Genomic DNA, 24172 nt, shown 5'->3' with positions numbered 1-24172 from the left:
TTCTCTGCAGGTACTTTGGTATCTGTAAAACTGTTTTCTCCCTGTGATATTGTCTAAGCCAGCTGTCATGGAAGTGATGGGTAGGCCACTTTAGTAAAATGCCTTTCAATTATGTCTAAATCCTTTTTTGACAATTGCAGTTGAAATTTGCCCCCTTTATTTACGAAATTATCCCTCACAGCGACACCATTATTAACAGTTACTTTGTTACTCCAAATATAAACTTTATGACCAAATCAACTAAAACACCGCGATCTGCATTGGCTTTTTTTTTAAAAAAATCATCAAGTTATCCTCCTGCGCATCATCTCTTTCATAGCGAGGTTTCAATAGGATATTTCATAGCAATCAACAAATCATGCATGAATGTAAGCAGTACACCTGATCCCTTCGCGTTTATCCATTCCAGAGATGCTTTGTTCTGCATTTCAACTTCAGGAACAACTTCATTCAGCTTTCCTGTTCGCTGAGGATGAAGTTATTAATATAAAAGTCTGTTGATGTCCATTGCAAATAAGGGACTTAAAAAAACGAGTCTCCATCTAAATTAATAATTATGATTAAAAAATTTACATTTAAGAACCTGGTGCTTTTATCCATTCAAATATTTTTTTTGAACATGGGTTGTCAAAGTTTTGCCAGTACTCTGGTGCCATCAACGCAGCAAGATACTGTCAAAATTGGAAATGTGGTATTCACGGTTAGTGATGAAAACGACTTCCCGGTTTTGGGGGCAACAGTAACTAACGAATCAACTAAGCAATCCATTATTACCGATAGTATAGGTAAGGCGGTTTTAACGGCCAATGCCAAGGACGTTATTGTCGTGAGCATTGGCAATACACTTTTGCGCAAATTTGAAGCAAATGGTACCATGCGGCAACTACTGATGGTAAGCAGTAGAAATCCATTGGTCATGAGGCAAAAACCAGTTGTTCTGACAAATGACATTTTAATTTCTCAGGACCGAACTACTGGTTCTATTCAGTCCGTATACAATGCCGACTTAGTCAAATATCCTGTGACGAGCGTCAAAAATGCACTACCAGGAAGATTAACCGGATTATATACCAACCAAACCTCTGGAAGGCCCGCGGTCGATGAAGCCAATCTTTTGCTTAGAGGACAGAGCCCCATCATATTGGTGGATGGAATCCCAAGAGATTTATCTCGTATTGATTTAGAAGAAGTCGAGTCGGTTACTGTACTTAAGGATGCGGTGTCTACGGCTATGTTAGGTTTACGCTCATCGGGTGGGGTTATAGCGATCACAACGAAAAAAGGCATAGCAGGCATGCAACAAATTACGCTGAATGCTCAACAAGGTGTACAGAGTAGCCTAAAAATGCCAAAAATATTAGATGCCTACAACTATGCCCTACTTTATAATGAAGCAAGAGCAAATAGCGGTGATCCGGCGATTTATACCGAATCAGATTTAGAGGCCTTCAGGACCGGATCTGATCCGGTAGGCCATCCAAATGTGAACTGGCAGGATCAGGTGCTTAAAAACAGTACCCAGTTCAAGCGTTATGATCTAACCTTCAGAGGAGGAAATAATACAGCGCGATATTATATCGGTGCGCAATATCAAAAACTCGGCGGCCAGTTTGTAGAGAGTGACGTAAATGCTTATTCCACCACCAGTAGTTTTAATAATTACACGATCCGTTCAAACGTAGACATTAATTTAACACCTAAAACAATATTAGGACTGCATCTTTTCGGCAGAATCAACAATACTACTCAGCCTGGGAGCGGCGCAGATAACATTTTCAATTCAATATTGAATACGCCAAATAATGCCTATCCAATTTATAATGAAAACGGTTCATACGGTGGCACCACCCAATTCCAGAATAACATTTACGCTCAAACGGTGAACTCCGGTTACCGCTTAAATTATCGAAGAGATATCATCACTGACTTCACCCTTCGGAGGAATCTTGACGATATAACGCCGGGATTGTGGGCACAGGCCTTAGTGTCTTTTTATTCCGGGGTTTCAGAGAATACCGATAGGAGCAAGTCTTTTGCGGTTTACAGGCAGACCGGCAGTGCTGTGGCAGCTACTTATCAGTTGTTTGGGACAAACGGTACTCAGAACAATTCAACAGCAACAGATTTTCAAAACAGACAGTCCTACCTGGAAGGTGCAATTGGTTATAAAAGAAGTTTTGGTTTGCATCACCTGGATGCTCAGTTTAGAGCATCTAGCGACAACATCAATAGTGGCTCGGATCTCAAGCTGAATTATTACGGCGGTTCTGCCCATGTATCCTACAACTTTGACGAACGCTATACCGCAGAGATATCCACGGGCCTAAACAAAACCAATAGGTATCCTAAATCCACCCCAATGGGGATTTTCCCTGCGGCAGGTCTGAGTTGGAATATTACCAAAGAAAAATTCATGCCTAAACTGTCATGGCTCAATGAACTTAAATTATTTTCAAGTTATGGCAGGACAGGTGACGATGCTTCAGGGTATTTTGTTTTCCAGCAATACTATGTAGGAAGCCCGGGTTCTTACACTTTTGGCACAAGTGCTGCAAGCCAGGCAGCGTTGCGACAGGATATTCTTGCCAATCCTGATGTAACCTGGGAGAAAGCCGATAAGTTTAATCTGGGTGTCAAAACCAGCTTATTCAATAACAGGTTATTTATCCAGGCCGAATACTTCGATAATGAATATTCAGACCTTTTGACTGCTGCAAACCTATCTTCAATCGTTGGTACTACTGTTCGCAACTTGAATATAGGTGTCAGTCGCTATACCGGTTATGAACTGCAGATGAATTGGCAGCAATCCTTTGGCAAGTTCAGTTACTATTTCTCCGGAAATGCAAGTACGTTACAATCGAAAGTTGTTTTTCAAAATGAAGTTTTTAGAGAATATGCTTATCAGGCCCGTACCGGCCTGCCGGTAGGTACCCCATTTGGCTACATTGCCGAAGGCCTATTTCAATCTCAAGCGGAGATTAACGCTTCGGCTAAAATTGTCGGTTATGCTCCAGTACCCGGAGACATCAAGTACAAGGACCTCAACGGTGATGGTATAATTGATCAATTCGATCAGGCTAAGCTCGGTACGGATAATCCATTGATTTATTATGGTGCTTCCATCGGTTTTTCATACGGTGGATTGGATTTTAGCGCACTCTTTCAAGGGGTAGCAAACAGAAATTTGTTATTAACAGGTAACAGCGAATGGGAATTCCAAAATGGTGGATTTGGTCAAGCTTATGAACACAGCTTAAATCGTTGGACACCAGCTACTGCTACAACCGCTACCTATCCGAGGCTCACGGTTGGGAACAATTTTAATAATAATATTGTCTCCTCGTTTTGGATGCACAGCGGAAATTATCTCCGTCTTAAAAATGTAGAAATTGGTTATACCATTGCATCTAATTTTACCCGCAAATTGAAAGTAAGTTCCATTAGGTTATTTGTAAATGGAACAAATCTGTTAACTAGCTCAGCATTCGATCGGGTTGATCCGGAAACTTCTGCTGGTCAGTACCCAATCCAAAGAGTGATCAATGGTGGTGTAAGTGTTAAATTTTAATCGTTAAAAAATGAAAAGAATTATAATGGCTTTTGTGGTGGCCCTATTATGTATGGCATCATGTAGTAAATTTGAGGAAACTCCTTTAGAAGGTCTGCGGAGAACAAATATCTACGATCCCTTGGATAGAAATGGTGATTTTGCCAGGCAGGTCTTAGCTGATCTGTACACATCATTGCCAGATGGTTTTAATCGAATTGATGGAGATTATCTTGAATCGGGAAGTGATGATGCCCTTCCTTCTAGACTCAACCGAGTGGTAGAAAATTTTAGTAACGGGCGCTTAAATTCTACCAATAATCCGGATGATAATTGGGGGAATGCCTATCGCGCCATCAGGGCTGCAAATGATTTTTTATCTAATGTAGATGTCGTGCCGGTTGATGCAAATGCACCCAATACCATTCAGTATTGGAAAGCTGAGGCCCGCTTCATTAGAGCGATGAACTATTTCGAGATGATCAAACGCTATGGTGGAGTACCCTTAATTGGAGATAAAATATTAACTCCTGAGGATAATCTTCAAATCCCCCGAAATACATTTTCGGAATGTGTCGATTATATTGTAAGCGAATGCGAAGCTATTAAAAACTTACTTAGGGTTGAGCCGGTAGCGGATACAGATTTGGGAAGAATTACAAGAGGTTGTGCCTTTGCCCTTAAGGCAAGAGTGTTACTTTATGCCGCAAGCCCTTTGTATAATGGAGGTAGTATATCTAATGATCCGGTGAAAAAATCACTTGCAGGGTATCCAACTTATGATGCCGCCAGGTGGACAACTGCTTTAAATGCAGTTCAGGATTTAATCAGTTTAAATTCTTATTCTCTGGTAAACAACTTCAGCGGTTTATTTCTTGCAAGAAAAAATACTGAAGTTATTTTGGCCAAACAACGTGGCAAAACCTTTGATATCGAAACAAGCAATGGTCCTATTGGATATACTACGCCCTTAAATAATGGTCTGACTAGTCCAACACAGGAGCTGGTTGACGCATTCCCGATGTTAAACGGGCTAAGTATCAGTAATCCTGCTTCCGGATATATAGCGAGCAATCCTTATGCGGGTAGAGACAGAAGGTTGGATAATACCGTTTTCTATAATGGGATGAGATGGTTGAACGCTAGAAATGTAGAAACTTTTGAAGGCGGAAGAGACAAACCCGGAGGTGTATCGGTACAAACCAGAACTGGCTATTATGCTAAAAAATTTATGGCCGATTTCACCACAGGTACGGCCTATAGTACTCAAGATCACAATTTCATCATTTTTCGTTATGGCGGTGTACTACTTGATTATGCTGAATGTTTGAATGAGGTAGGTCGAACCAATGATGCATATGCACCACTTCGAAGCTTGCGGGCCAGAGCAGGAATTACTCCCGGGGCAGGTTCGGTTTATGGCATCAGGGCAGGAATGTCCCAGGATGAAATGCGCGCCTTTATCCAAAATGAACGCAGGATCGAGATGGCATTTGAGGAACAGCGTTTTTGGGACATCCGAAGATGGAAAATTGCCGGTCAGGTGTTGAACGGAACCTTACATGGTAGTATGATCACCAGATCTACAACAGGCACCTTCACCTATACTACATCTAATGTTGCAAACATCACATTTGCTTCCAGAAATTATATCATGCCAATTCCTTATGCTGAGATCATCAGAAATAGGAGTTTGATACAGAATGAAGGTTGGTAATTATTCATATATAAGTTAGCACTGAAATTATTTTATGAAAAAATATATATTTTTTATAGCATTAACCATTTTGTCAAAATTCATCTTTGCTCAGAATGTTACACTCCATGGCCAGGTGGTTGATAATACCGGTGGGATTCCTGGTGTAAGTATAATTGAAAAAGATATACCCGGAAATGGAGCTTCTACAGGCACGGATGGAAAATTTGTCATCACGTTAAAAGGAAAGAGCAGAATCTTGATTGTGAAAGGGGTAGGTTTTTTAACCAAAGAAGTAAGCGTAGGGCAGTTTAACCCCATGACAATTACTTTAGATGCAGATGTGAAGGGTTTAGAGGAAGTTGTGGTTGTTGCTTACGGTACCACCAAAAAGGCTACCTTAACAGGAGCAATCAGTTCAGTATCTGGTGCAGACATCAGGAGAAATCCATCCGCGAGTTTACAGAATACACTGGCGGGCCGTTTACCTGGGTTTAGCTCACAGCAGACCAGTGGCCAGCCGGGATCTGATGGTGCAACTTTTTTTATTCGTGGAACCGGATCTTATACGGGCTCTAATCAACCGCTCATTATCGTGGATGATATAGAGTTTACCTATGCACAATTTGCCCGTTTAGATGCCAATGAAATTGAAAGTGTAAGTATCCTGAAAGATGCTTCCACAACGGCGGTATACGGAATTAAGGGTGCAAATGGCGTAGTATTGGTTACCACCAGACGTGGAGTTGTTGGCCCTCCATCAATAACCTTCCGAACTGAATATGCACTTTCCCAGCCAACAAGGTTGCCTAAGTTCTTAAATGCTTATGAGTCAGCTCAGCTTTACAATCAAGCTAGGGTAAATGACGGACTAACACCCTTTTACACACCTAATGATCTGAATCTGTTCCAATCCGGAGCTGACCCCTATGGGCATCCGGATGTTGATTGGAAGAAGGTCTTGTTTCGTGATTTTAGTTATCAATGGCGCAATAATTTTGACATTAGCGGAGGTAACGAGGTGATTAAGTATTTCGCCTCGTTAGGTATGGTTTCCCAAAATGGAATCTTAAATGATTTTGGGAAAAATGAAGACGTTAATAACAATTTTTACTACAACAGGTACAATTATCGTTCAAATTTAGACATTAAGGCGACCAAAACCTTAAATGTTAAACTAAATTTATTCGGTAATGTTGGGGAGCGGAATAATCCGATAGTTCCGAACATTAATGGTATAACAAATGTGTTTTATTTCTACAATAGTTTTTTAACCCTGGCACCATTTGCCTATCCTATAAACAATCCTGATGGAAGTTATGGATATAGCAATAATCAGCCAAACCGGTATAATTCTCCAAACCTGGTGCAGGCTTTGACATTGGGCGGCTACAGCAGGGATTTTGAGAATAATATGAACCTCAACGCTTCTGCTACACAACGGTTGGATTTTTTAACCAAAGGCTTGTCGTTGACGGGAACAATAGCTTACGGAAGTACTTATACCTATACCCGCGGCTTGTCCAGAAATGCTTTTCCATCGTTCATTTACAACCCTTTAACAGCAACCTATACCCCAAGAGATCCAAATGTTTATAGAGTTGGTGTATATTCGCTTAACTACAGTCCGGGCGCAACTACAAGAACAATTAACCCTCAGGCATCCCTTAATTATGACCGGACTTTCGGCTCACACCATTTTACAGGTCTGGCCTTATATAACAACCGTAGTTTCTTTGGCTTAAGGGATCCAAATAACACCAATAGGATCCTGAACTTTATACCGGTACCAACCAGCGGATTTTCCGGACGCGTGGGCTATGATTACAAAGGAAAGTATATTGCTGATTTCAACATTGGTTACAATAAATCAGAGGTTTTCGCTGATGGAAAAAAATATGGTTTTTTCCCTGCAGTATCAATAGGCTATAATATATCTGAAGAAAAATTCTTCAAAAATAACATCAAATTTGTAGACCGTTTAAAATTGCGGGCCTCTTATGGACTGGTAGGTACCGATGATATAGGAAACTTTGCCTATGCCTATCTCCAAACTTATAACAATAGTGGGAGTGCATCTTTCGGCAACTCTCATAATGCCTTCACTGCTATATACGAAGGTCGCCTAGCAAATCAGGACGTAACCTGGGAGAAGGTAAAAAAGTTAAACATTGGTGCTGATATCAGTATGTTTAAAGGCTCCCTAACGGGTAGTGTAGATATTTTCAATGAAGATAGGTATGATATCTTAACGAATAGAGGAACCGTATCATTTATTTTTGGTCAGTTACTTCCTCCTGTAAACCTGGGTCGTACCAATAATCGGGGCTTTGAGGCAGAGATGACATTTAATAGTAAGATCGGTAAGGAATTTAGCTACAGGATAGGGGGAAATGTTTCGGTGGCAAAGAACAAAATTTTATTCCAGGATGAAGCATTACCGCTTTTTCCTTATCAGCAATCTACCGGGAATCCAATCAATACACCAAGACAATATACTTTTCTAGGTTTTTATAAAGATGCAGCAGACGTTGCCAATAGTGCAAAACCACTGAATGGGGCCAGACCGGGAGATCTGAAGTATGCAGACCTGAACGGAGATGGTTCCATTACCGATGCAGACCAATCTTATTTTGGTTATTCAAATACACCAAATACAATACTAGGAATTAACTTTGGCGCAAATTACAAAACATTAAGTTTAAATGTTCTTTTTCAGGGAGCGCTTAATTTCAACGTGGCGGGCGTTCGTGAATCAATTCAGGCGTTCGCATCCAATGCGCAAGCCATCCATCAGCAAAGCTGGACACCAGAACTTGGCGATAATGCTAAATACCCAATCTTATCATTAACTCCAAACGCGATATCTATTCCAACTTCACCTTCCGATTTTTGGAATGTAAGGGGGGATTATGTAAGGCTGAAATCTATTGAGCTCAGTTATGGCATTCCACAGGCATGGGTAGAAAAAGTTCGCTTGAAGGGCGCCAGGATGTACGCCAACGGGACTAACCTGATCACTTGGACGAAACTAGGTTCGCTTTACGAATATGATCCGGAAATTTCCAGTAACAATACCAATTCTAATTACCCGCCACAAAGGCTCTACAACTTAGGTTTATCTGTAACTTTTTAAGCAATAGACAATGAAGAAATATTTTTTTATTATGCTCCTACTAACAGGATTATATTCCTGCAAGAAAGCAACGAGTTATCTTGATCAGGCCAACGCGGGGCAAGATGCAACAGTTGTATTCAGTGACAGTGTACGGACACTTGGCTTCTTAAATGGAATTTATGCCGGGCGTGGATTTTCTTTTAATAAAGGACGCTGGGACAGCCATGGCAATTTAGATATCGCTACTGATGATGCCGAGTATAAATTTAGCGGGGCCGGTCAGCAGGCGGTGATTATTTATTCCGGCAACGTAAGCCCACTTAACGTGGTCAAAGGAACCACTACAGACATGTATATCCAGCCATATCTTCAGATCCGGGCCGTAAATCTGTTTTTACAAAAGTTGCCCTCGACGCCTTTAAGTCCGTCAACCCAAAGAACTGCCGCAGCCGAGGCCAGGTTTTTAAGAGCCTGGTACTATCATTATCTGGTGAGAACTTTCGGGGGAATAGCAATCCTTGGAGATCAGACTTATGGCAATAATGACATTATTGATGTACCGAGAAGCACATATGAGCGATGTGTAGATTATATTGTTAGCGAATTGGACGCGGCGGCGGCAATCTTACCTTTAGATCGACTGGATCAGGATTATGGCCGCATTACCAGGGGAATGTGCCTTGCGCTGAAATCAAGGGTGCTGTTAACCGCTGCAAGCCCATTGTTCAACGGGGGTGGGATTGAAAAATCTGGACCTATTGCATCGGTTATTGCTTATCCTACCTATGACGCAAACCGTTGGACAAGGGCAGCCCAGGCGGCTAAAGAGGTTATTGATATGAACAAGTATAGTTTGATAGTAGACAATACAACTGCTCCGGGTTTTGGGTTTTATAGCTGTTTTCTGGCAAGAAAAAATGATGAATTGATCTTTACCTTTACGCAGGCTCCAAACCGGGATTTTGAGTTTCATTTCGGCCCTCCATCGCGCTCCGGGGCTTTCAATAGTTTCCCTTCTCATAGTCTTGTCGAAGCATTTGATATGAGGAATGGCAAGCAGATTACTGATCCAACATCAGGTTACAATCCGGCCAGCCCTTATGCAAACCGTGATCCGCGATTTGCATATACAGTCATCTTTAATGGCTCATTGTATGCAAATAATGCCGGTGCGCAAACCCCTGTTTTTACTTACGTAAATGCACCTGCAGATGGAACAGGAATAGCAACTACAACCGGTTATTATGGAAGAAAGATGTGTGATGTTAACGTGGCGGCAGGTAGCTCGGCCAATGTAGATAGAGGTTATCCATTAATAAGATATGCTGAAATCATCTTGAATTACGCTGAAGCGCTAAATGAATCGGGACAACTTGCAGAAGCGTTAAACAATCTTTTCAAAATTAGAGCACGTGCAGGAATTTTGCCTGGCACTGATTTGCGCTACGGCATTAAACAGGGTATTACGCAAGACGAACTTCGCTTGGTGATTCAAAAAGAAAGACGTACAGAAATGGCTTTCGAAGATATGAGGTTTTTTGATGAACGACGCTGGAAGATTGCTGAAGTAACCGAAAATCAGTTCAATAAGATTATGTTGATAACGCCTAAAGCAGGAACTGCCTCAACCTCGTTGGATCCCACATCATATAACTATAATGTTGCTAACTCCATCCGTAGGCACAGCTTTCGTCCTGCAAATTACCTTATGCCTATTCCACAGAGCGAGATTTTAAAATTGCCGTCATTCTTGCAAAATCCCGGGTATTAACATTTTGCACTGATTTTCGATATCAGTGCAAGATTAAAACTTAAGGGACTGGCAAAATATATTAAAATAAATAATCTTAATGCAGCCTTTTCAATAGTAATATGCATGTTCATCAACCCGAAGCGGATTAAAAAATATGTAATTGGGACACGGAATACTATTTCGAACCTCATACCTAACCTTTTGATAGTTTTTGTCAAATGTAACTTCAAGATGAATGGTAAATATTTAAGCTAAGCACCAGGGTTGTGCTTTGAACGGTCTTGTAGGATGCCCTTAGCTTTATTGAACTATGTTTACACTTTTGATTTTTCTACGGTTAAAATAAATAAGTCACTAGGTTAGTTTGCACGTCATTCCGAAAGGAATGGCGTTTTTTTATTAGGCTTAAAACATAGGATACCAACATTGTAGGTAAAGATAGGTTCACTAGCCAGACAATGATCTGAAAGTTTCAGAAGTTCTAAATTTTGAATTATCAATGATGGTTAAGGTAAATCGCCGCAGCTATAAAGTCGGGTTAATTTGACATTTGAAACAGCCTTGAAATGAGGTTTGGTGAATTTAAGATGAGGTCTCCTGGTATTACACCAAAACTTCAGTAAAGCTAAATAGCTGTTTGAAAAGGATAACCGATCATCCGAAACTTATCAATTATGTGATTTCGATGGTTAAGTACTCTTAACACCTTGCCATATATCAATTCAAGTTTAAGTGATCAGGGCCCAAATAAGATAGAAATTTGAATCTTTAGGCTAATCTATCTTATTTCTGATTTCAATAGCTGTTGGCCGGAAATGTTTTAGGGGACTGCTCTTTTAAGCAATCCCCTAAAGCAAGTTGATATTCAGTGTTTACGGTGAAAGTTCTATTGAACTGGTTTTAGCCTGAAAATAGAAAACAGTTGATTTGATCCACCATTCCAGGTGTACTGGTCGATTTCAATATTATTGGACGTGGAATATGAGGGAACATCCAAGACTTTGCCGCTTGCCCGGTTTGTAATTCTATATTGAGAACCTGATGGAGTAATTTGCCACTGCTGGTTGTTGCCGCCCCACCAAGCATATATTTGCACACGTGCCCCATCGTTTGTACCGGCACCATCGAGCGCAAGCGTGGTTTGGTAGGCCGGAGATATCCTGTAATAGCCGTTGGCTAAATCCGTAATTACATATTTCTGATTCGAAGTCCCGGAGTAATCATATTGTTGGATAATCGTATTGTTTTCTATTGATGAGTTTGGTATCGTCACTCCTTTTTTACTATACGTGTTGATTATATTGTAAGTAGCACCGGATTCTATCCCACCGATAGGGGGGGCGAGAACCGGCCATCCCCCGGAAAAATTAATCTGTCGAATGTCCAGTGTTGCCCGGCCATTTTGGTCCCCGTCATAAAAGTGATAGCCGAAGTATTTAATTGAGCCTACCGAAAACCAATCTCCCCCACCTGTTCCGATTTCATTTCCCATACCTGTTAAGATTGTTGTCCCGCCGCCACTGAGCATTGTTTTTCCGCTGGCATCTACATAAGGTCCTAATATGCTACTTGACCTTCCGACTGAAGTATAATATGTACTGTTCACACCGCTGCAACACGTGCCTTTCGATCCCATAAGATAAAAATACCCTCCGTTTTGAACAATTGAAGGGGCTTCAATTCCGCTCGCAATTTTAATGATATTGGTATCGGTGGTTGATAACTTGCCTGTAGCAGGATCTACTTTTGCAATGTAGGTTCCTCCCCATGATCCCCATGTCATATATGGTTGCGCACCAACCCATTGAAGGTCTGGGTCTATTGGGTAATTTTGATTGGTCACTTCACCCTCATCCGTCCATGGACCCTCTATATTGGTCGCTGTCATTAGCCCCATAGTTGCCTTTAATCCATTACCCACGATAGAGGCTGCATAATATAAATAGAATTTTCCATTCCAAAAATTAACATCTGGTGCCCATATATCAGGAGGAGTTGCGCCAAGCCGCTCTGCTATCCAAGCTGGTTGTGTAGTCCAGACGTATCCTACATAGCTCCATCCGGTTTCCATTGACGGATCAGTTGTTTTGCGAATTCTAATTGATGGTCCGGTAGAAAAACAGTAAGTTGTTGAGCCAACCCTGAAGACGCAGGGATCATGCACATTCACATCTCCTTGTACATTGGATAATGCTTTCTTATTGTCCACTGGATTTTTGAACGTTGAGGTTGTTTCAGTTTGTTCTGTCGTGGATTTTTTACAGCTCGTGAAAATGAGCAGGCACAAAAAAATCTGTAGCATGGCCATCTTTCCCTGATAAGGATAGTAATTTCTCATAATGATTTTTTAAATTTTGGTTAGAATTTTTTTCGGGGTACAACTTACTTAAATCGTATGTTCCTGCGCCCTTATTATTCTGCAAATTGAAAGATTTTCTTAAATTTTAGGGGGGATAAAATCGCATATCTATATGGTCATTTTCACGCATCGCGTACGCTCGTAATGTATGGAAGAGTACTTCAGAATTCACCAGGGAGCGCGTGGAAATTCAAAAATCATCCTTTATCTTTGGTCAGAAAAGCAGCCTGCATTTTCGCTTAACCAAGCCCTGAGCTTGTTATCCGGATATTTAGTGGTAACGATGTAAGTAAATGCTCCTATTGGGTGGCTATGTTTCTTTATAGATATAAATTGGCAAAAAAATCTTTAAGATCACTTGATACATTAAGCATCAGGTAAATCATACTTACAAGTGTAAACTTTTATAAAAGTTGGTTTCGATAAATCTTAATTACTTTACAGTCAGGCAACTGAGCCTATCATGAATATTTTATTTGTCTGGAATCCGGTAATAGGTTTCTTAATAGAATTATAATCAACTCGAACTAAATTTTAAGAAAAAATATCACAGATTGAAAGAGTTTGTGTATATGTACTCATTTCTCATTTACAGTTACTTTTCGTTAAAAGGCGCTTTCCTTTACCACCTCAATTATAGCAATATCGATTCTATGACCGCTCCGGCAGAGTTGATGCCATCTCCACTCACTCTTAATTTCATTTTTCCTGGCCTTTTGAAGCTTCTAATAATCACCAACACCCGCCCCTTCCAAGCATTGCGCACATGGGCTTTATAAGAAGTCAGGTCTTTTAAGTTAGCATTATCCACACCAATGATCTCACCCGGACCTTCAAGATCAAATTTTAGCAGGTTTTCTGCATTGGATTGATGTATGCCCTTCGCGTCCTGAATTTCCACACTCACGTAGCACAGATCCTGGCCATCTGCCGAAATTTTTTTACGATCTGCAACAAGTGATATTTTTTTAGCAGCTCCGGCCGTATTTAACATAACAGTTTCGCGAGACTTTCCATCTTTAGAAAATCCCAATACTTTAATCTGTCCAGGGTGATAAGGAAGAGTGAAAACGGTTTTAAATGCTTCGGACTCACCGGACCTTTTCTCCTCAATTAATTTGCCGTTTAAATATAGCCTGACTTTTGGATATCTGGAATACACTTCCACCTCGATGGGCTTTCCATAATATCCTGGCCAGGTCCAGCTTTCCCAAGTCGGCCCTACCGACCACAAAGTCTCATTGATTTTCCCATAATATCCATCAGGTTCCTTCTCCTAAGTCTACCATATTATGCTGCTTAACATTAGCCCGATCATCTGTGAGCACAACCATATTTTAGATTGTTGCGTAATTTCGTTACAGATAGATTTCTTGACAGGCCGGGGTTGACAAAGATTTTTCGGATTTGATTGCAGGACACGGTAACACATTGCTCAAACAATCCTGAATGCTCCTAAGGATATTCTATATGCCAATGTTAATGAAAAAAAATCATTTTGCAAATATTCTACCGGTAGCTCCCGGTACTACTTATGATTACATACCAAAACATAATTTAGTATAGCTGCTTGTGCAAACCATTCCCCATTTATCATTTCGTCAATTTTCTGCAAAAATGGAATCTGTAAGGACCTGTGAAATTTTGTCTTATCTCGCTCAGGCAACATTGACATTGAGACTGAATAACTGGTTTGATTTTAATTCTCAGCTAAATTGTAAATCATAGGTTCATGCGTTCAAATAATAATCTAACTCTGCTTTTTTTTTGTTATTCTTGTGTCGCATATCCTGCAGCTTAGTCATAACCAAATTAAAATCGACAGTGAATCCGCAGGAATTTATTTTTAATATAAAGGTAGTGGCATTATGGGAGAAAATGAAAGGCAGTGATGAGAAAGCTTTTTCTTCACTGATGGCCATTTTTTCTTCTCTGTTGTACCGTTACAGAGTAAGAATAATTAGGGATGGCGAATTTATTGAAGAGTGTATCCAGAATCTTTTTTTCGATTTGCGGGACAAGAGAAAGTCTATAAAATCAACCGGGTCTGTAAAGTTTTATTTATTTTAATCTATTCGTAACAGAATTTTCAGGGCTATCCCAAATGGAAAATGCATGACTTTATTCAAGTGGAGTGCGACTTTGAGGTTTCTACTGATGACAATTGGCCTGTGTGTCGTTTTACAGAAACTTTGCTGTTTATTGCGTAGGCGTTAAACGAACAAAATAAGGCTATAGAAGGATTGGGTTATTTGAATTAGGTTCGTGCCCATGCCGGACTGGCCGAAAGTACCGCGGTTGGGCAAAGTGGTGTGCGCGATGCAATCATCAGTGAGCGTAGGGTAGAACTTGCATTTGAAAATAAAAGGTGGCTGGATCTGGTAAGAACCGTTACAGCTGGCCAAGTGATGGGCGCATACGGGCAAAGGGTAAAAGCCAATCCATCGGCATACTATCTCCCTATCGGTATGACTTTTGCCCCGGCAGCATTTATAACGATTAATACCTTTTGTCTGCTGCCGGCATCGGAGGCGGTGTTGAGCCCATTTTTCTAATCTAATTTACCGGTAGACTATTTAACTAAATTAGCTGCCTGTTTTTTTAATATTTAGAAAAAAAACAAGTTAAGTGCTTTTTGAAGTTCGATTTTTCCCAAGCCAAATAATATTAATTTTTTCTAATTTGACACAATAAGAAAACTAAAACCGAAGTATGAAATCGATAACCTGGAAAACAAATGTCTTATTGAAAAAAACACTACAGTGCTTATCTTGCAAATTATGTGTCGTTTTATTTTTTTGCCTGCTTAATCCAGTACAGGGAAAAATAAAAATTGGCAGCAAATCTCTTCCTATAGAACTTAAATGCGAGCACTTCCAGTCCCCAATGGGAGTAGATGTCTTTCAGCCTGTCTTGAGCTGGACAATAAAAACTCCGTCAACCAACAGAGGGGTTTTTCAACAAGCCTACCAGATATTTGTTTCTCAAAACCCAAAACAACTTGAGCAGGGAATCGCAGAAGTCTGGAATTCCGGAAAAGTGAATTCATCCCGGATGAACAATATCAATTTTTCCGGAAAGCGGCTTAAGTCCAGTACAAAATATTGGTGGAGGGTAAGAATTTGGGATGAGCGCGGTATTGTCTCAAATTATAGCCCAACGGCTTTTTTTATCACAGGGATAATGGACAGCCAGGATTGGAAGGGCAAATGGATTTCGGCAAAAGGTGCCGAAAAATATGCCCATCAGTACAAATCCGCAAAATCAGACTTTAGCCTCAAACGGGACTTGCCTGAGTATCGAGCCGAAGGTCCAAAACCCTCAGACTTAAATTTTTCATCAATGCTGCTGCGAAAATCTCTTAAAGTTAAAGCTAAGCCAACCAGGGCTATTTTCCATATCAGCGGCTTGGGCCAATACGAACTAAGCGTGAACGGAAAGAAGATTGGTGACAATATCCTCTCGCCAGGTTGGACAGATTACACTAAAACGACCCTCTATGATACTTTTGACATCAGTAAGGAATTGAAAAACGGTAATAATGCTATTGGCATTATTTTAGGAAACGGAATGTATAATATCCAGGCCGATTCTATCAGATATGTGAAATTTCTCAATTCTTACGGCCCGCTCAAAGCCAATGCCACACTACGTTTGGAATACGCAGATGGTACAACGGAACTTATCGGAACTGATCAGTCATGGACGGTCTCACCCGGGCCGATAACATACTCAAATCTATATGGCGGAGAAGATTATGATGTTCGCCTGCTACAGCCCGGTTGGGACACCGATAAGTTTTTGCCAACAGATAAGTGGGTCAATGCTATTCTTTCAACCGCTCCGGGGGGCGAGCTGAAAGGTCTGTCCTGTTCTTCCGCGCCAATAAAAATCATTCAGGAATTAAAGCCATTGAAAATTACCAGGCTCTCAGCAAACAAATGGGTTTACGACCTTGGACAGAACGCATCCGTGATGCCAAGGATAAGTGTTAAAGGTAATAAAGGTTCCTTTGTCAGAATAATTCCCGCAGAATTACTCAAGCCTGACGGAACAGTAGACAGAACTTCCTCAACCCAGGACGGCGTTCGTCCGGCATGGTGGCAATACACCATAGGCTCAACAAAAACTGAACAGTATTTTCCAAAGTTTTTTTACCAGGGCGCTCGATACCTTCAGGTAGAAACTTTTCCAGCTATCGATGAGAAAGAGTTGCCTGTAGTAGAGAAACTTTCTGGAGTTGTCGTTCACTCATCGGCAGAAGCCATTGGTAATTTTTCGTCATCAAATGATCTTTTTAACAAGATTTATAGCCTGGTGCGCTGGGCCCAGAGAAGCAACATGATGAGCATAATGACCGATTGTCCGCAGAGGGAAAAACAGGGCTGGCTCGAACAGTACCACCTGAACGGCCCCTCTTTGAGGTATAACTTTGACCTGATGCCCCTGTTTCGCAAAGTTATGAATGATATGTCTGACAGCCAGCTTGCAAACGGATTGATTCCAAATATTGCCCCTGAATTTTTCTATGCCAGTCGTGATATCAATAATGGTTTTAGAAACTCGCCGGAGTGGGGGAGTTCGTTTATCATTGTGCCATGGCAGCAGTACCTTTTTAATGGGGATGTGTCGCTGATAAAAACCTATTATCAGAGAATGAAACGATATGTAGGTTTCTTAGAATCAACCGGGGAAAACAACCTGATTTACACCGGTCTGGGGGATTGGTATGACATCGGACCTAAACCCGCCTGGGGCTCTCAGCTAACGCCGGTGAGTTTTACTGCAACTGCCATTTACTTTTATGATACCCAGCTAATGGGGAGAATGGCCGGTGTACTCGGATTTAAGCAAGATTCGATCGCTTATATGAAGAAAAGTGAGCTTATCAGGCAATCTTTTAATAAGGAATTTTACAACAGCAAGGAAAAACGATACGCGACCGGATCGAACACCACCTATGCGATGCCGGTTTTTTTGGGAATAGCAGATAGTAGCCAGCGGAAACCGCTCATTCAACTTCTGGTTGCAGATATCCGCAGGCAAGGGAATTCTTTTAATTCAGGTGAGGTGGGTTACCGTTTTCTGCTGGGAGCATTAGACAGGGAGGGATACTCTGATGTAATTTATGATATGAACAACCAGTCAGACAGGCCAGGTTATGGCTATCAACTGAAAATGGGCGCAACTGCGCTGACAGAAAAGTGGGATGCAGGCGTAGGCGATTTCGGCTCACAAAATCATTTCATGTCCGGTCAGATTAATGAGTGGTTTTTCCATGGACTGGCTGGAATCAGTGAAGATGACCGAGGCCCGGGCTACCAAAGAATAATCGTAAAACCCTCACCGGCAGGTGATTTGAAGTGGGTAAAGGGAAGCTACAAAAGCATTCGCGGCGCGGTTTCCTCTGATTGGCGACGAAATGAAGATCTTTTCACCTTAAATGTTACCATCCCTCCTAATACAATTGCGAGTATACATGTACCCTTTTCAGGTATAGGAGAAATAACTGAAAGTGGCAGAAAAGCATCTGAATCACCCTGTGTAAAATTCATAGCATATCAAAATGGTTATGCGGTCTACCAGGTTGCATCCGGTAGCTATACTTTTCGATCCTCCTATCATAAATAAATGGTTCTGCCGGCCAGCTTAACTCCGCAAGACGTATTGCTTTCAACATCGGCATTTTGGAGGATGAAAGCTAAGGGAAGTTTTAATAAAGCGCCATCAATGTTGATAAAAGTAAAAACAGCAGATAACTTAGTCCTAAATGATTTGGTTTTTATGATTAAGGTTCATTACTGCGCTGTTGCAGCTCACTGTAGGTTAGTTCAGTGGCATGTTATTATGCTTGGTCGAACGTTTTACCCCGCTCACCGCTTAGGCCATCATAAGCCGATACTTCCTTAAAAGTTCGACTTATGAAGCTTCTGCCGTTCAACTTTTTAAAATCCTGTTTACTTGTTCAACCAAAAACAATTTAAGGTTAAGTAAAATTTCCTGCAATTTATTGCGAATCATCCTTGGTTTCATTTATTTGAGGAGGGATGAGCTTATACATCACCGGTGTAACGATCCTTGATAATATGGTAGAGCTGATCAGACCCCCAATCAATACAATGGCAAGTGGCGCTATCTGCGGATTGGGATTCATGGCAATCGGGATCAGACCACAAATGGCCGTAATAGAAGTAAGTACAACAGGTAGGAACCTGGTTTCACCGGCAATATGGATCGCCTCATCTATGCTTTTTCCATCTTCCCGCAATTGGTTGGTAAAATCAACCAATAACAGCGAATTCTTTACCTGTATGCCCGATAAACCAATGAAACCAATGATAGATACCAGCGACATCGGATTTCCTGTCATCAGCAGAAATATCACCCCGCCCAAAACGCCCAATGGAATAATTGACAAAACGATAATGATTCCTTTAAATGTCTTAAACTGTAGCAGTAGCACAGCGATAAACAGGAAGGTACTGAGGATAATCACCGAAAGGAAATTTCCGCCTAGCGCATCACCTTCCGATTCAGCCTCCCCAGATAATTTATAATAATATCCCTTGGGCATTTTTAACTTGTTGAGTTCGGGCACAATATCCTTGAGAATATCGTTCGCCAAAACATTATCCTTAGTGAGCGAGGTAACCTTTGCAAACCGTGATTTATTGAAATGGTTAATTGCAGTGGGGGAGGTTTCCAGCGCAATGGTTGCAATCTGATCGATCTGAATTGGTGCACCCTGGAAATTGTTCACATAAAGGTTCTTCAATGCATTTAGATTTGAAAACTTATCACGTGGAATGGTGATCACCACATTCCTCGAATCACCCCGGTCATCAATGTAATCCCCAACAGTCAGTCCGGCAACAGCCAACCTGATCACCTTGTCAATGTCGCTGGACAGTACGCCTAATGTCCGTGCCTTTTCCTTATCAATCTTGATTTTTACATCTGATTTATAGGCATTGAGTTCATTGTTGATGAAAAAAGTACCTGGGTGTTTACGTAACAGTTCCTCCACTTTGAACGAGAGCGATCGCAGGGTATCCTGATTCTCTCCAAAAATCCTGACCACGATATTCGCCTCTATCGGAGTACCCTGTTCAAAATCCTTCACCTCTATTTTTGCATAGGGGAAATCAGTTAATTTGCTTCTGAGCGTTTTGATCAGTTCAGTTTTGTCATTTGGGCTTGTCTCTTCTTCCAATTGCACAAAAATCTGTGCAAAATCCGGTTTTATATCCTGCTGATGCACGTTGTAATAGATCTGTGGATTACCTTTTCCTACATTTGAGGTGTAATAAACGATTTCCTTATGCTTTTTAAGTTCCATTTCCGCCAGCTTTGCAGCTTTATCGCTTTCTGGGATATTTGCCTGTAGCGGCATTTTAATATTGATCAGAAACATCGGCTTTTCTGAGGTAGGGAAAAGTTTAAACCCTGCCAGTGGGAAGAGTAAAAAGGCCAATACGCTCAATGCAATCGAAATACTGATCGTTACTTTTGGCCACTTTAACGCCAACGGCATAATGCCACGATAAAAATGGGTTTGTGATTCTTTTATACATCAAATAAATGAGTTTATAGCTATAAGGCGACAAATGGGGTGGACCGGGGGTAAGGGATCGGAAATATTTTAATTTTCTTGTCTTAGGAGGAGAGTGGGGGACGGACTGTTACCTGCCTGACTTGCCGAGGAACAACCAGGCGCCTGTTAGAATCCGAAGCGATGCTTGATCAATCTAACTTATTGCCATTGATCCTTATTCACTAAAACTTATTTTTGGTGCTTTTCAAATTACTGTTTTCTAAGGCTATAAATTAAGTTCATATTCACCAAATGCTAATCTCTGTTGACCAAACTTTTTTTTAAAATTTTGAAGGGGGTACTTCCGTCAATTTTCTTGTAGATTATGTTGAAGCATGAAAGGCATTCCAATCCTAGACTATAGCAGGTTTAGTTGGCATTGCTCCCAAAAAGTAATAAATGTTTGGCCTGTTCTATTGTGGTGTCGGAAGACAAAATCGGTGAAGGCCGACGTTTCTGAATGTTGAAATATTTAGAGAATGCAGGTTTAGTTAGATTAGTTTTTCAGGTAACCAATCCAATGGCGATCTTTTGACAGAAAGCAGCCTGTATGTATCTGTAAGTATTCCTGCAAACTTGCAAAAGCACATAGAGACCTGTTCGATAATACCCAATGGAATTGTTTAAAGACCTTCTCCTTTGATTGCTGTTCAGCTCGGAAAATCAACTGATCTGGCAATTAAGTTGATAATTGTATAAAAATGGATTTGCCTTAAAGAATCTAGCTTCTCTGCCACATATTCCCATCACCGCTGTGCTGTGGCTACGGTGACGCACGGATAGTGGGGTAAAGTCGCGTGATTTATCATCGGCAGTATCTGCCATTGAATTCATGGTCGAAAAACCGACTCGGAGTCGATGAGGAAGTCAGAAAAGCATATAAAAATTTACTGGACTGTGGTTGCGTTGGCACCAATGACCATTCTAACAACACTCATCCAGGATCCGGTTCCTACATTTGATATGACACAAGTAGGTTATTGGGATCTTCCTATGAAGGTGCTCTTATTTCTGGCAAATCAATAAGACGAAGTTTGCATAGGCCCTTGTTTACTACTGATTTATTGACTTTTGCGCACTTGCAGGATATCGATCACCAATTAATTTGATGCGCGAAGCTGCATCATTAATATGTTGCAATTCCGTTACCTTCAGCTCAATACTGGAGGCCCTCAGGTTTTCTTCCAGACGGTGCACCTTTATTGTTCCCGGTATGGGTACAATCCAGGGCTTTTGGGCTAGCAACCATCCCAAGGCTATCTGTGCAGGCGTTGCCTGCTTTTCTGCAGCGATGCTGTTCACCAAATCTACTATAATTTGGTTTGCATCCCTGGCTTCTTTTTGGAACCGTGGCAGGGTATTGCGGAAATCCGTGGAATCAAATTCTGTTTTTGTATTGATTTGGCCGGTCAAAAAACCTTTTCCTAACGGACTATATGGTACAAAGCCTATACCTAACTCCTCCAATACAGGTAGAATAGATTCTTCCGGTGCTCTCCACCATAGTGAATATTCACTCTGCAAGGCAGAAACAGGTTGTTCTGCATGCGCCTTTCGGATGTTTAGTGCATTGGCTTCTGAAAGTCCAAAATATTTGACTTTTCCCTCGTCAATCAGTTGCTTAACTGCTCCCGCAGTTTCCTCTATAGGTACGTTGGGATCCACGCGATGCTGATAATACAAATCGATAGCCTCCCTTTTAAGCCGCTTCAAAGATCCTTCCACTACATTCTTTATTGTCTCGGGGCGACTGTCCAGACCGTTGAAGCTAGAAGGTCCTTCACCGCCATGCTTCCATCCGAATTTTGTGGCAATGACAACTTTTTCGCCAAAAGGGGGCAAGGGCTTCGCCCAGGAGCTCCTCATTGGTGAACGGACCATAAACTTCTGCTGTATCAAAAAAGGTAACACCTTTTTCAACTGCAGCACGAATCAACTTGATCATCTCCGTCTTCTCGCCCGTAGGCCCATACCCAAAGCTCATTCCCATGCATCCCAAACCTAATGCGGACACTTCTAATCCACAACTACCTAATTTTCGCTTATTCATAATTTAACATTGGTATCTATTATAGACTTGTCTATCGGTGCTACTTTGATATGCATTCACATCGGATCAGGACTTCGGGCCAATCCGATGTGAATGCAATAGGATCAACGCTGCTACCTTATGTTATCTAAAGTTCCTGCGAAGTTGGACGAAAGATGACTTCATTAATGTCTACATCATCAGGCTGGCTGATAGCGAAAGCCACAACTCGTGCGAAACTTTCTGGACTAATTCCCACTTCACCCACATAATCTTTATTTGCTTGCTGGATGTCTGCCTCAGTGATATGTTCCAGCAACTCTGTTTTTACCGCCCCAGGACAAACGATTGTGGTGCGAATATTATAGGGCTTTACCTCCATACGTAAACCTTCAGTTAATGCCCGAACAGCAAATTTAGTAGCAGAATAGACCGCAGATCCATGAAATATTTTATGGCCGGCTACAGAAGAAGTGTTGATAATCTGACCGGATTTTTGGGCTTTCATATATGGAAGAACTGCGGCAATGCCGTTTAGTACGCCTTTAATATTTACATCGATCATTGCATTCCATTCTTTGATATTAAAGCGATCTATCGGCGATAAGGGCATAATACCTGCGTTATTAAGTATCACATCTACACGCCCAAATTTTTCTACCGTAGAATCCACTAATTTTTTTACCTGGTCGGCCTGGGTTACGTCCACAGCAATAGCAAGCGCTTTACCATGATTTTCATTGATCTCATGAGCTAGCTTTTCGATGCGATCAGATCTTCTTGCGCCAAGTACTACTGTTGCCCCAAGCTGAGCGAGATACTTTGCTGCCGCTTCACCCATTCCACTGCTTGCTCCGGTAATAACGATTACCTTGTCTTTAATATTATCCATAATTATACTGTTTTTCTTACTATTATCTTTATTCTACCAACACTATTGCTTGTGTGCCTGTTTTTCTAACTTTTCGAAACAACCAACCTTACAAAGGTCTGCTTTACACTGAGTTTCCTGTTTATATATAATACGGAATTTTTTACCACTTTTACTGATTGGGGGTCAGTATTGATTAACACGGGTTTTTTTAGCTAAATTTAAATTTAAAAAAACAAGGCTATGGAAGAATTCAAAAAGATAGATACAGTAAGGGGTTATAATGAATATGTGGGCGTAGATACCCTACATCCCCTGGTAAGTGTCGTCAATTTCAGTGAAATCCCGACTATCATCCGCCATAGGCACTATATGGGTATTTATGCAGTTTTCTTTAAACAGGTTAGCTGCGGAGACATTACCTACGGATGCCAGCCCTATGACTACGAAGATGGTACTTTGGTGTTTGTATCGCCTGGGCAGGTTTATGGAATAGACAGTAATGGCGTGGCGATTGTTCCATCCGGTTATGCACTGGTTTTTCACCCAGATTTGATCAGTGGAACAAACTTAAGTAAGGGGATCAAAGATTATAACTTTTTTCTTATCAGGTCAATGAAGCGCTCCATATTTCCAAAAAAGAGAAAAAAATAATTGTGGGTTTACTGGAGAAAATTTCTTCTGAAATAGAACAGAATATCGATAAGCATAGTAAGACGTTGATTGTGTCTAATATCGAACTGTTTCTCAATTACTGCATGCGCTTTTATGATCGTCAGTTTATTACTAGGAACCATGAAAACAGGGATATACTTGTACGTTTTGAAAATATTTTAGATGATTACTTTCATTCCGGTAAAGCCTTAGAACTTGGCTTTCCCAGTGTGGCATACTGTGCAGCGCAATTGCACCTATCCCCAAACTATTTTGGTGACTTAATTAAAAAAGAAACCGGTAACACAGCACTGGATTACATACAGTCCAGGATGATTGAGCAGGCCAAAATTGATATTTTTGACTATTCAAAAACCTTCAAAGAGATCGCCGGTGATCTGGGATTCAAATATCAACAGCATTTTACCAGGTTATTTAAATTAAAAACGGGTATGACGCCTAATGAGTATAGGGGGTTAAATTAGTTCAAGGAAATCTATTAATGGAACTGGAAAGTTACCAAAAATTGTTCTGTTTAATGTTAGGAA

At 41.0% G+C, this 24172-nt stretch carries 11 protein-coding genes and 2 pseudogenes; 8 read left to right on the top strand and 5 right to left on the bottom strand.

Annotation, left to right across the window (positions count from 1 at the left end; genetic code table 11):
* Positions 1-556: 556 nt before the first annotated feature.
* Genes AC1RJ8_RS06635 through AC1RJ8_RS06620 form a run of 4 tightly spaced genes read left to right on the top strand, consistent with a single transcriptional unit; the run spans position 557 to position 10135 of the window.
* Complete coding sequence (locus AC1RJ8_RS06635) at positions 557-3571, top strand: SusC/RagA family TonB-linked outer membrane protein (protein WP_492953059.1); 3015 nt, start codon at positions 557-559, stop codon at positions 3569-3571.
* Positions 3572-3581: 10 nt separating this feature from the next.
* Positions 3582-5267 (top strand): RagB/SusD family nutrient uptake outer membrane protein, encoded by a 1686-nt coding sequence (locus tag AC1RJ8_RS06630; protein ID WP_492953060.1) that lies wholly within the window; start codon positions 3582-3584, stop codon positions 5265-5267.
* Between the two features lie 34 nt (positions 5268-5301).
* Positions 5302-8382, top strand: coding sequence for a SusC/RagA family TonB-linked outer membrane protein (locus AC1RJ8_RS06625; protein ID WP_492953061.1), 3081 nt, complete (start codon positions 5302-5304; stop codon positions 8380-8382).
* A 10-nt stretch (positions 8383-8392) separates the two neighbouring features.
* Positions 8393-10135 (top strand): RagB/SusD family nutrient uptake outer membrane protein, encoded by a 1743-nt coding sequence (locus AC1RJ8_RS06620; protein WP_492953062.1) that lies wholly within the window; start codon positions 8393-8395, stop codon positions 10133-10135.
* Positions 10136-11003: 868 nt separating this feature from the next.
* On the opposite strand, the gene AC1RJ8_RS06615 is transcribed toward AC1RJ8_RS06620, so the two are convergent.
* Together AC1RJ8_RS06615 and AC1RJ8_RS06610 are read right to left on the bottom strand one after the other, a co-directional pair.
* Complete coding sequence (locus tag AC1RJ8_RS06615) at positions 11004-12419, bottom strand: family 43 glycosylhydrolase (RefSeq protein ID WP_493008040.1); 1416 nt, start codon at positions 12417-12419, stop codon at positions 11004-11006.
* Between the two features lie 691 nt (positions 12420-13110).
* Positions 13111-13710 carry a DUF4982 domain-containing protein gene (locus AC1RJ8_RS06610; RefSeq protein WP_492953064.1) on the bottom strand — a complete coding sequence of 200 codons (600 nt, stop codon included), beginning with the start codon at positions 13708-13710 and terminating at the stop codon, positions 13111-13113.
* A gap of 1039 nt (positions 13711-14749) precedes the next feature.
* Between AC1RJ8_RS06610 and AC1RJ8_RS06605 the strand changes: the two are divergent.
* A pseudogene (locus tag AC1RJ8_RS06605) lies at positions 14750-15031 on the top strand (RagB/SusD family nutrient uptake outer membrane protein); the annotation flags it as partial.
* A gap of 157 nt (positions 15032-15188) precedes the next feature.
* Positions 15189-18107 carry a family 78 glycoside hydrolase catalytic domain gene (locus AC1RJ8_RS06600; RefSeq protein WP_492953065.1) on the top strand — a complete coding sequence of 973 codons (2919 nt, stop codon included), beginning with the start codon at positions 15189-15191 and terminating at the stop codon, positions 18105-18107.
* A gap of 376 nt (positions 18108-18483) precedes the next feature.
* Here AC1RJ8_RS06600 and AC1RJ8_RS06595 read toward each other — a convergent pair whose 3' ends face one another.
* The 3 genes and pseudogenes from AC1RJ8_RS06595 to AC1RJ8_RS06585 form a co-directional block, all read right to left on the bottom strand.
* Positions 18484-20046, bottom strand: coding sequence for an efflux RND transporter permease subunit (locus tag AC1RJ8_RS06595; protein WP_492953266.1), 1563 nt, complete (start codon positions 20044-20046; stop codon positions 18484-18486).
* A 1077-nt stretch (positions 20047-21123) separates the two neighbouring features.
* Positions 21124-22015: pseudogene (locus tag AC1RJ8_RS06590) on the bottom strand (aldo/keto reductase).
* Between the two features lie 232 nt (positions 22016-22247).
* Positions 22248-22991, bottom strand: coding sequence for an SDR family oxidoreductase (locus AC1RJ8_RS06585; RefSeq protein WP_492953066.1), 744 nt, complete (start codon positions 22989-22991; stop codon positions 22248-22250).
* 222 nt (positions 22992-23213) lie between these two features.
* Here AC1RJ8_RS06585 and AC1RJ8_RS06580 point away from each other — a divergent pair, with 222 nt between their 5' ends.
* Both AC1RJ8_RS06580 and AC1RJ8_RS06575 read left to right on the top strand, forming a co-directional pair.
* The gene (locus tag AC1RJ8_RS06580) at positions 23214-23624 is read left to right on the top strand and encodes a hypothetical protein (RefSeq protein WP_492953067.1); all 411 of its coding nucleotides are present in this window, start codon (positions 23214-23216) and stop codon (positions 23622-23624) included.
* 2 nt (positions 23625-23626) lie between these two features.
* Entirely contained in the window at positions 23627-24109 is a 483-nt protein-coding gene (locus tag AC1RJ8_RS06575; protein WP_492953068.1) for a helix-turn-helix domain-containing protein, read from the top strand.
* Positions 24110-24172: the final 63 nt, after the last annotated feature.

The organism is Pedobacter sp. GW822-FHT03F06 (genome assembly GCF_058801365.1).
The sequence above is the reverse complement of the archived record's forward strand: the minus strand, read 5'-3'. Positions and strand labels throughout refer to the sequence as shown.